This is a genomic window from Corynebacterium gerontici, from assembly GCF_003813985.1.
In the GTDB taxonomy this organism is placed as follows: Bacteria; Actinomycetota; Actinomycetes; order Mycobacteriales; family Mycobacteriaceae; genus Corynebacterium; species Corynebacterium gerontici.
The window spans coordinates 2,255,485-2,263,210 of the sequence record NZ_CP033897.1; the positions used below are offsets into that span (position 1 = coordinate 2,255,485).

The 7,726-nt window shown below is 57.4% G+C and carries 10 protein-coding genes; 2 read left to right on the forward strand and 8 right to left on the reverse strand.

The features are described from left to right. Positions 1-18 precede the first annotated feature (18 nt). Together trxA and CGERO_RS10605 are read left to right on the forward strand one after the other, a co-directional pair. On the forward strand, positions 19-342 hold the full coding sequence (gene trxA / locus CGERO_RS10600) for a thioredoxin (RefSeq protein ID WP_123935767.1): 324 nt from the start codon (positions 19-21) through the stop codon (positions 340-342). A gap of 95 nt (positions 343-437) precedes the next feature. Then, complete coding sequence (locus CGERO_RS10605; protein WP_123935769.1) at positions 438-1,622, forward strand: N-acetylmuramoyl-L-alanine amidase; 1,185 nt, start codon at positions 438-440, stop codon at positions 1,620-1,622. Here the strand turns inward: CGERO_RS10605 and CGERO_RS10610 are convergent. The 8 genes from CGERO_RS10610 to rpmH form a co-directional block, all read right to left on the reverse strand. Further along, positions 1,619-2,230: a hypothetical protein gene (locus CGERO_RS10610; RefSeq protein WP_123935771.1), complete on the reverse strand. Its 612-nt coding sequence runs from the start codon at positions 2,228-2,230 to the stop codon at positions 1,619-1,621. The genes CGERO_RS10605 and CGERO_RS10610 overlap by 4 nt on opposite strands. 3 nt (positions 2,231-2,233) lie before the next feature. Then, a complete protein-coding gene (locus CGERO_RS10615; RefSeq protein ID WP_123935773.1) occupies positions 2,234-3,232 on the reverse strand; it encodes a ParB/RepB/Spo0J family partition protein in 999 nt (332 codons plus the stop codon). Continuing rightward, positions 3,229-4,206, reverse strand: coding sequence for a ParA family protein (locus CGERO_RS10620; RefSeq protein ID WP_123935775.1), 978 nt, complete (start codon positions 4,204-4,206; stop codon positions 3,229-3,231). Before CGERO_RS10620 ends, CGERO_RS10615 begins: the two co-directional genes overlap by 4 nt. Before the next feature lie 45 nt (positions 4,207-4,251). Then, complete coding sequence (rsmG, locus tag CGERO_RS10625) at positions 4,252-4,914, reverse strand: 16S rRNA (guanine(527)-N(7))-methyltransferase RsmG (RefSeq protein WP_377017456.1); 663 nt, start codon at positions 4,912-4,914, stop codon at positions 4,252-4,254. A 121-nt stretch (positions 4,915-5,035) separates the two neighbouring features. Further along, positions 5,036-5,995 (reverse strand): membrane protein insertase YidC, encoded by a 960-nt coding sequence (gene yidC / locus CGERO_RS10630; protein ID WP_123935777.1) that lies wholly within the window; start codon positions 5,993-5,995, stop codon positions 5,036-5,038. Positions 5,996-6,015: 20 nt separating this feature from the next. Continuing rightward, a complete protein-coding gene (gene yidD / locus CGERO_RS10635; protein WP_123935779.1) occupies positions 6,016-6,252 on the reverse strand; it encodes a membrane protein insertion efficiency factor YidD in 237 nt (78 codons plus the stop codon). A gap of 25 nt (positions 6,253-6,277) precedes the next feature. Then, on the reverse strand, positions 6,278-6,640 hold the full coding sequence (gene rnpA / locus CGERO_RS10640; RefSeq protein ID WP_123935781.1) for a ribonuclease P protein component: 363 nt from the start codon (positions 6,638-6,640) through the stop codon (positions 6,278-6,280). A 37-nt stretch (positions 6,641-6,677) separates the two neighbouring features. Then, a complete protein-coding gene (rpmH, locus tag CGERO_RS10645) occupies positions 6,678-6,821 on the reverse strand; it encodes a 50S ribosomal protein L34 (protein WP_123935783.1) in 144 nt (47 codons plus the stop codon). Positions 6,822-7,726 lie beyond the last annotated feature (905 nt).

Sequence of the window (7,726 nt, forward strand, 5' to 3'; positions counted from 1 at the left end):
ACTTAGAGGAGCAACTTCATGGCGAAGCCGATCACCATTACTCAAGACAATTTCCGCGAAGTCGTCATCGACGCTGACAAGCCGGTGCTGGTGGATTTCTGGGCCGAATGGTGTGGCCCCTGCAAGAAACTCGGCCCGATCATTGATGAGGTTGCCGAAGAACTCGACGGCGAGGCCGTTGTGGGCAAGGTGGACGTGGATGCGCAGCGCAACCTTGGTGCCATGTTCCAGATCATGTCCATCCCAACCGTGCTGATTTTCTCGGGTGGAGAAAAGGTGGCGGAGTTTGTTGGAGTTAAACCCAAGGCCGCGCTTGTCGAGGCACTGCGTAAGCACGCCTAGCTGGTATTCTCGACTGCTAGAACCCACTGCCTTCGGCTTATGAATTCCCGAAGGTAGTGTGAACAGTGTGAATACAGTGAATGGAAAGGAGCAGTGTGTCTGACATACTTCGCGTCGGCGACCGCAGCGCCCGGGTTGCCGAGGTCAGGGACGCACTCGCACGACTAGGCTTTTTGCAGGGAACCGACAAGCAAGTTTCCAATGCTAAAGGCCGCACGTTCACCGAGGCAGAAAAGCTTTTCGACGAACCCCTCGCCGACGCCTTAAAGGCATTCCAGCAGACGCGGGGGATCATCGCCTCGGGCGTGATTAATGACCCCACGCTTCGCGTGCTGCGCGAGGCAAGCTACGCGCTTGGCGCTCGTGTCTTAAGTTTCCAACCGAACAACCTGTTTGTTGGCGATGACGTGCTCCAACTCCAGCAGCAACTCCAGGAGCTCGGTTTTTATACCGATCGTCTGGATGGTCGCTTCGGTGAGGAAACGCACGCGGCGCTGATGAACTATCAAATGAACTACGGCCTGCAAGCCGATGGCATCTGCGGCCCGGAGACGATCCGCGCCTTCGGCCTACTTGGTCGCCGCATTACCGGCGGTTCGCCGCAGCAATTGCGTGAGCGTGAGCGCGTTCGCGACGCAGGCCCACGGCTCGCCGGCAAGCGCGTGGTGATTGATCCCTCCTTGGGAGGAAACAATAGGGGGCAGGTGGTCAAGGGTCGCTTCGGCGAAATTTCCGAAGAGGAACTCATGTGGGATCTGGCCACCCGCGTCGAAGGTCGCATGATCGCCGCCGGTATGGAGACGATCATCTCCCGGCCTCGCCAGGACGATCCCTCGCAGAAGTCTCGCGCCGAAATCGCCAATGCCTTCGGTGCAGATCTCATGCTGTGCTTGCAGGCGGATAAGTACCAAAATGAGAAAGCCTCCGGCTGCGCCAGCTTCTACTTTGGATCCGAGGTGGGCTCCAGCTCCTTGATCGGAGAGCTACTCAGTGGCTTCATCCAGCGCGAAATCGTTGCCCGCACTAATTTGATTAACTGCGGCAACCATGGGCGCACCTGGGATCTTTTGCGTGTTACGCAAATGCCCACCGTCGAAGTTGTGGTCGGGTATTTGACCAATCCCGAGGACGTCAAGATTCTGACAGACCCTGCCTCCCGTGACGCCATCGCCGAGGCCATCGTGGTGGCCGTCAAGCGCCTGTATCTGCAGGAGCAAGACGATCAGCCCACGGGCACTTTCCGCTTTGATGAGCTCCTTGAGCAAGAGGGCATGGTCTAGGCCAGAGCACTTGCCACGAGCTCTTCTGCCGCCTGCGCACTCAACATGTGCTCGGGCGGCAATTCTATGCGCATCCTGGGTAGTACTGGGTGCGAGGCGACGTGATAAAAGCCTGCCGCTTGGAGTACCGATTCGGGGACAATTCCTATCGCGCCTGCCTGCTCGGTGACGTCATCCCACCCTTCGTGCGCGCCGAGCCCAAAAGCCTCAACGGCGGTAGCGCGTCGTTGCCACAAGTGAGCGAGCACGGCGTCAATCAGCACCGCCTCCAGCCCGACGCCCGCGAAGCCTTCGTCGATGTGCAAAGAAGTGAGCAGCCAAGCATCGGCACTGATGGGGGCGGTAGGCATTTGCGCTGCTCCGGGCGCAAAGCGCGGCTCGCAGAACATGATGCTGGCAATGGCTTGCTGGTGACCTTCGCGCAATATGTGGAATCCGCAGCACTGCTGCTGCATGAGCACAGCGCTGAGCCACGCCTCTTTTTCAAAGCGCGGGTCTCCGCTGCTGGTGACCTTAGAGGCCACGTCCGCTTCGAGCTCCCAAAATACGCACGTTGCTGCCGCAGGATGCAGGTGGGCAACAGTGGTGGTGTTCAGAGGCTCCAGCATGGTTTATCCCTTGTGAAGCAGCTCCATGATGCGTTCAAAATCTTCGCGGTCACCAAATTCCACGACGATCTTGCCTTTGCGCTTACCCATGGAAACACTCACTTTGGTGTCCAGGTCGTCGGCAAGCCGATCCGCTGCCTGGCTGAGAAAGGCCGGGGTTTCCTTCGGCGCGCGTTCCTTGGGCTTGGGGGCCTCACCACGATTGATCAGGGTGACGGCTTCCTCCGTGGCGCGCACAGATAGTCCTTCAGCCACTACTCGATCAGCAAGATCTTCTTGGGCCTGTGCGCCCTGCTTCAAACCCAACAGCGCGCGGGCGTGGCCTGCAGATAGCACTCCGGCCGCCACTTTGCGCTGCACCACCACGGGCAGGGCAAGCAGGCGGATCATGTTGGTGATCATGGGGCGCGAGCGTCCGAGCTTATCGGCGAGCTCTGCTTGGGTTACGCCGAATTCTTCGAGCAGCTGTTGGTACGCGGCGGCTTCTTCCAGTGGATTGAGCTGCACGCGGTGGATGTTTTCCAGCAACGCATCGCGAAGCATGTCCTCGTCGCTAGTGGAGCGCACAATGGCGGGAATCGCCTTGAGTTTTGCCTTAGATGCTGCGCGCCAGCGGCGCTCACCCATGATGATTTCAAAGCGATCGCCTTCAACCGGGCGTACCACGATCGGCTGCAGCAGGCCGAATTCCTTGATGGAATGCACAAGCTCGGCGAGGTCGTCTTGATCGAAGACATTTCGCGGGTTCTTCTCGTTCGGGATAATCAGCCCGATAGGAATCTCGCGGTAGGTGGCACCGAACTCTGTTTCCTGTTCGCGCTCTTGCCTGCCTGCGGCCTGCGCCAGGATTGGGTTGATGCGGGCACCGCTTTCATCGCGTTCGCTGCGGCCGATGACGATATCTGCCGCGTTATTACCCAGGCGCTCGCCAGCTTGTGGGCTGGAGGTGATCAGCGCGGCAAGTCCGCGCCCGAGTCCGCCTTTGCGTGGTTCCTGGTTCATTCGGCTGCCCCCTGAGCTTCTTCTTCGCGGCTGAGTTTGTCTTCAATGGCTCGTGCTTTATCCGAGATGCCCACGGCCCCGGAATGTTGCCCGGGCAGAAAATCGCCTCTTTTGGACAATTCCCTAGCGGCATCCACGTAGGCCATTGCCCCACGCGAGCCCGGATCGTAGGCGAGTACGGTTTGGCCATAACCTGGTGCTTCGGAAACCTTCACCGAGCGCGGAATCTTGGTGCGCAACACCACGTCACCGAAGTGTCCTCGAACTTCCTCGCTCACTTGCTCAGCGAGTTTGGTGCGGGCGTCATACATGGTGAGCAGAATCGCCGAGATGTGCAGATTCGCATTCAAGTGCTGGCGGATCATCACGATGTTGTTGAGCAACTGCCCCACGCCCTCCAGGGCGTAGTACTCGCACTGGATGGGGATGAGCACCTCGTTCACCGCTGTCATCGCATTGATGGTGAGCAGACCCAGCGATGGCGGGCAGTCGATGAAGATGAAGTCGAAACCTGCCTCCTCGATGAAAGTAGAGCTCAGCGCATCGTGGAGGCGATATTCGCGGCGCACCATGCTCACCAGCTCAATTTCCGCACCCGCCAAGTCGATGGTGGCTGGTATACACCACAGATTTTCACTAGCACTTGACTGTTGCATGGCCTGCTCTGCGGTGCATTCGCCGATGAGTAGTTCATAGCTGGACAGGGTGCCAGCGCGATGCTCAGCCCCAAGTGCAGTGGAGGCGTTACCTTGGGGGTCGAGGTCAACAACGAGGACTTTGAGGCCGTTTTGCGCCAAGCCAGCGGCCAAATTGACCGAGGACGTGGTTTTGCCCACGCCGCCCTTTTGATTAGCAACGGTGATTCGGCGGGTTCGTTCGGGCTTGGTCAGTGCGGCTCCGCGCGTCCCGCGCCTGTGGGCAGCACGACGCCCCATGGCTGCAGTCTGCTCATGTTCCCTGTGCGAGTTGTTCATTGATTCCTTCACTCGTTGCGAGGCGGGCTTGTTCTACTTTAGTGCTTAACGAATCTTAGGGATGCGGATGATGGTGGTGGGCTCTTCAAGCTGCTCACCAATCACGGTGATCTGCGCCTTGCCCCCACCGGCCTTGGCAATGAGCTTGGCGTCGCGTTCCAATTCTTCCTCGACGGAGGCGCCCTTCATCGCGATCATTTCCCCACCCTTTTTCAGCAGCGGCAGTGACCATCCAGCGAGCTTGCCCAGGGGAGCCACTGCGCGGGAGGTCACCACATCCACGCCTTTGATCGAGCGCAGCACAGGGCCTTCCTCGGCACGTCCGCGCACAACCTCCACATTGACCAAGCCCAGCGCCTCCGTGACCTCGCCAAGGAACGTAGAGCGCTTCAACAACGGCTCGATCAGGGTGATGTGGAGGTCCGGACGGGCGATCGCTAAGGGAATGCCCGGTAGACCTGCACCAGACCCGATATCAGCAACGGAAGCGTCCTCGGGCATCACCTCGGCAAGCACTGCGCAGTTCAGGATATGACGCTGCCAGAGGCGAGGGACTTCACGAGGGCCGATGAATCCGCGCACAGAGCCGTCAGTGGCCAGCAAACGGTGGTATTCGATGGCCAAAGGTAGACGCTCGCCGAAGATGGATTCGGCCTGGGTTGGTGGCGTGGCGTCGAAAAGCTCTTGCTCAGATTCCAAATGTTTCACGTGAAACTTCCTTCATTTCCCACGGCTGCGGTACGGCTATTAACGCTATCATGGCACCCCGGAATGCACCCTGAACAGCAAAAAGCCGCCACCTTTACGGTGACGGCTCGGCTCGAAGTTTCTACTTCTTACCACCCTTGCGCTTGGGATTATTGGGGCGCTGTCCAGGCAGTGGGGCAGAAGCACGCTTGGCTTCCTTCTTTGCCTCAATCTCGGCGGCCTCCTCGGCGTCGATCTTGGCGAAGATCCAACGCTGCTGGAAGAAGGTCCAGATGTTGTTGCTCACCATGTAGAAGAGCAAGCCGATGTGCCACAGGGCTCCGGTGAAGATGATCGTGGCAGGCAGGAACCACAGCATCATGCGGTTCATCATGTTTGCCTGCATCGCCATTTGGTCGTTCGCCGGTGCCTTCTGCAGACCTGCAGCCTTGCGGCGCTCCTGGCGATTCACGGAGAGTCGAGCGTTGAAGTGGGTTGCCAACACGATCAAGATGATCAGCGGCACCGCCACCATCATGATATCCGTCTTGGTGAAGTCCACGGGCTTGAACGCCTCGTACATCTCCTTCGGCATCGAGATGTAGGAGGAAATCGGCACACCGAAAATTCGGGCGTCCAGGAAGGACTGCACATCGTCGGGGGAGAAGATGTAGTTAGCAGTATTGCGGTTTTGCTCTACCGAAAGCCCCAGTTGCGTCTTACCGGTACCCGTGCGGTTGAAGGAGCGCAGCACGTGGAACAGGCCGATGAACACGGGCATCTGTACGAGAGCCGGAAGGCAGCCAGCGATGGGATTGACGCCCATCTCCTTTTGCAGCTTGCGAGTTTCCTCCATCTGCTTTTGCTGGTCTTTGGGGTACTTCTTCTTGATCTCCGCCATGAGCGGCTGCAGCTCTTGCATCTTGCGCATTGAGCGCATCTGGTTGAGCATCGGCTTGACCAAGAAGGCACGGATGGTGAAGGTGAGCAGCACAATGGCGATCACCCAAGCCCAGCCAGAATCCGGGCTGAGCACCAGGGATACCACCTTGTGCCAGAACCACAGGATCGCTGAGATCGGCCAATAAATAAAGTTCAGCACTGTCGAACAATTCTCCTCAGTTAAATTTCGTGCCCGAAGGCCTTGGTGGGCACAGGGTCGTAGCCACCGGGGTGCCACGGCCCACATTTGCATATCCGGGCGCTACTCAGCAGTACTCCCCGCCAAGCTCCATGCTCCTGCAAGGCTTGCAGAGCATATGAGCTACACACAGGATCAAAACGGCACGTGGATCCCATTTTAAGGCCAGAGAGGTGCTTTTGGTAGAAACGAACCGCAGCAATCAGAAGTTGCTTCATGCTTTTCGACGCCCCACGTCACCCATCACTCGCTCTTTTTCGAACGGCGCTGGATCTTCTCCAACCCCGAGCGGATGTCGTCGACCAGCTCATCGAGCGTGGCCTCACCGGATTTCGGCAGCGCCCGAACGACCACGTCGGCGTCCGCCGGAAACAGCGGCAGCAATTGCATAATGGCGTGGCGCAGCTTTCGGGACGTAGCGTGACGCACTACGGCATTGCCCACGGCTTTAGACACAATGAGTCCGAAACGCGGTGAGTATCCGCGCGTTGCTGTCGGCTCATGCAGTACATGCAGAACAACGGTGCTTCTTCCAGCCCTGTGACCGCGCCGTATAACGCTCCGAAAGTTCTCGGAGCCCGGCAGTTTCAGGTGTGGAGGAAGCACCGTTATTGGTAGCTCAGTTGCGTCGAAGCTTGCGCGCTTATGCGGTGAGCTTTGCGCGACCCTTCTGGCGACGTGCAGCCACGATAGCGCGACCAGCACGGGTACGCATGCGGGTGCGGAAGCCGTGCTTACGAGCGCGACGACGGTTATTGGGCTGGAAAGTGCGCTTTCCCTTTGCCACGGTGATATCTCCTTTTAAGTTTCACCAAGCACCTCACCTCACACATGCGCTTCGGCATCGCATGTGCGCTGTGGTGCGCCCGGAACAAAATTTCCATGGTGAGTGCGCCAGGGTCTCGCCGAGTACACGGCAGCAACCGAAGAAAAATCCTGACCTCGGACACTCAAAACACTGAAAGAAAACAAAACGGCGTTTCCTCGCCATCGATCCGAGGATCGTGAGGAGGAGACAAACGCCTCGTTTCCAGTGATAGACCCCAACAGACTACGTGAGATTTTTCCGTCCAGCCAAATCGACACGCCGAACCCCCACACCTACCCCTGAAACTACATTTTTGTAATTACATCCTGCGAATTTGTACTTTGCCCGGTCAGCACGATACGCACAACCATCCCATGGGGATTCAGCAAAAGTTCACCTTAGCGGCGAGTAGGGGCACCGATTTTTCGTTTGGACAGCATAAACGTCAAGCAGGTATCAATAGCTGTGAAAGAATCACACAGGATGTGAAATTCCAAAGGTGTGGATAACTTTCAAGATTCGCTTGAAGGTTGTTCGAATTTTTGGGATAACCGCAGGTCAATGATAATGGATTTCGCTGAAATCTTTATCCACAAGGGTGTGAATAGCTTGTGGATAAAGCGAAAAAACGACGGTGGAATTACGTTATCCACACCTGTGGATAAACTTGTGGAATACCCGCTCAGAGCACTGAAATTCTTGTGAGTAAGACGGTGGACACTGACTGTGGGTAAACCACAATAAATTGCGAACGCCGGGTAAACACATTCGAACATGGCGCAAGCAAAAAGATAACTTTCGGTTGAATTGCGGCCAAAAGCCAAGAATTGACCAGGTGATTGTCTTCATACGTCACCACCACGAAGCGAAAGGATGGCACCGTA

What these genes read in the sequence shown, in the direction of transcription:
- CGERO_RS10620 (WP_123935775.1), bottom strand. Translation starts at nt 4,206, where the DNA reads ATGAACAACTCGCACAGGGAACATGAGCAGACTGCAGCCATGGGGCGT.
- yidD (WP_123935779.1), bottom strand. Translation starts at nt 6,252, where the DNA reads ATGAAGCAACTTCTGATTGCTGCGGTTCGTTTCTACCAAAAGCACCTC.
- CGERO_RS10610 (WP_123935771.1), bottom strand. Translation starts at nt 2,230, where the DNA reads ATGCTGGAGCCTCTGAACACCACCACTGTTGCCCACCTGCATCCTGCG.
- CGERO_RS10615 (WP_123935773.1), bottom strand. Translation starts at nt 3,232, where the DNA reads ATGAACCAGGAACCACGCAAAGGCGGACTCGGGCGCGGACTTGCCGCG.
- trxA (WP_123935767.1), top strand. Translation starts at nt 19, where the DNA reads ATGGCGAAGCCGATCACCATTACTCAAGACAATTTCCGCGAAGTCGTC.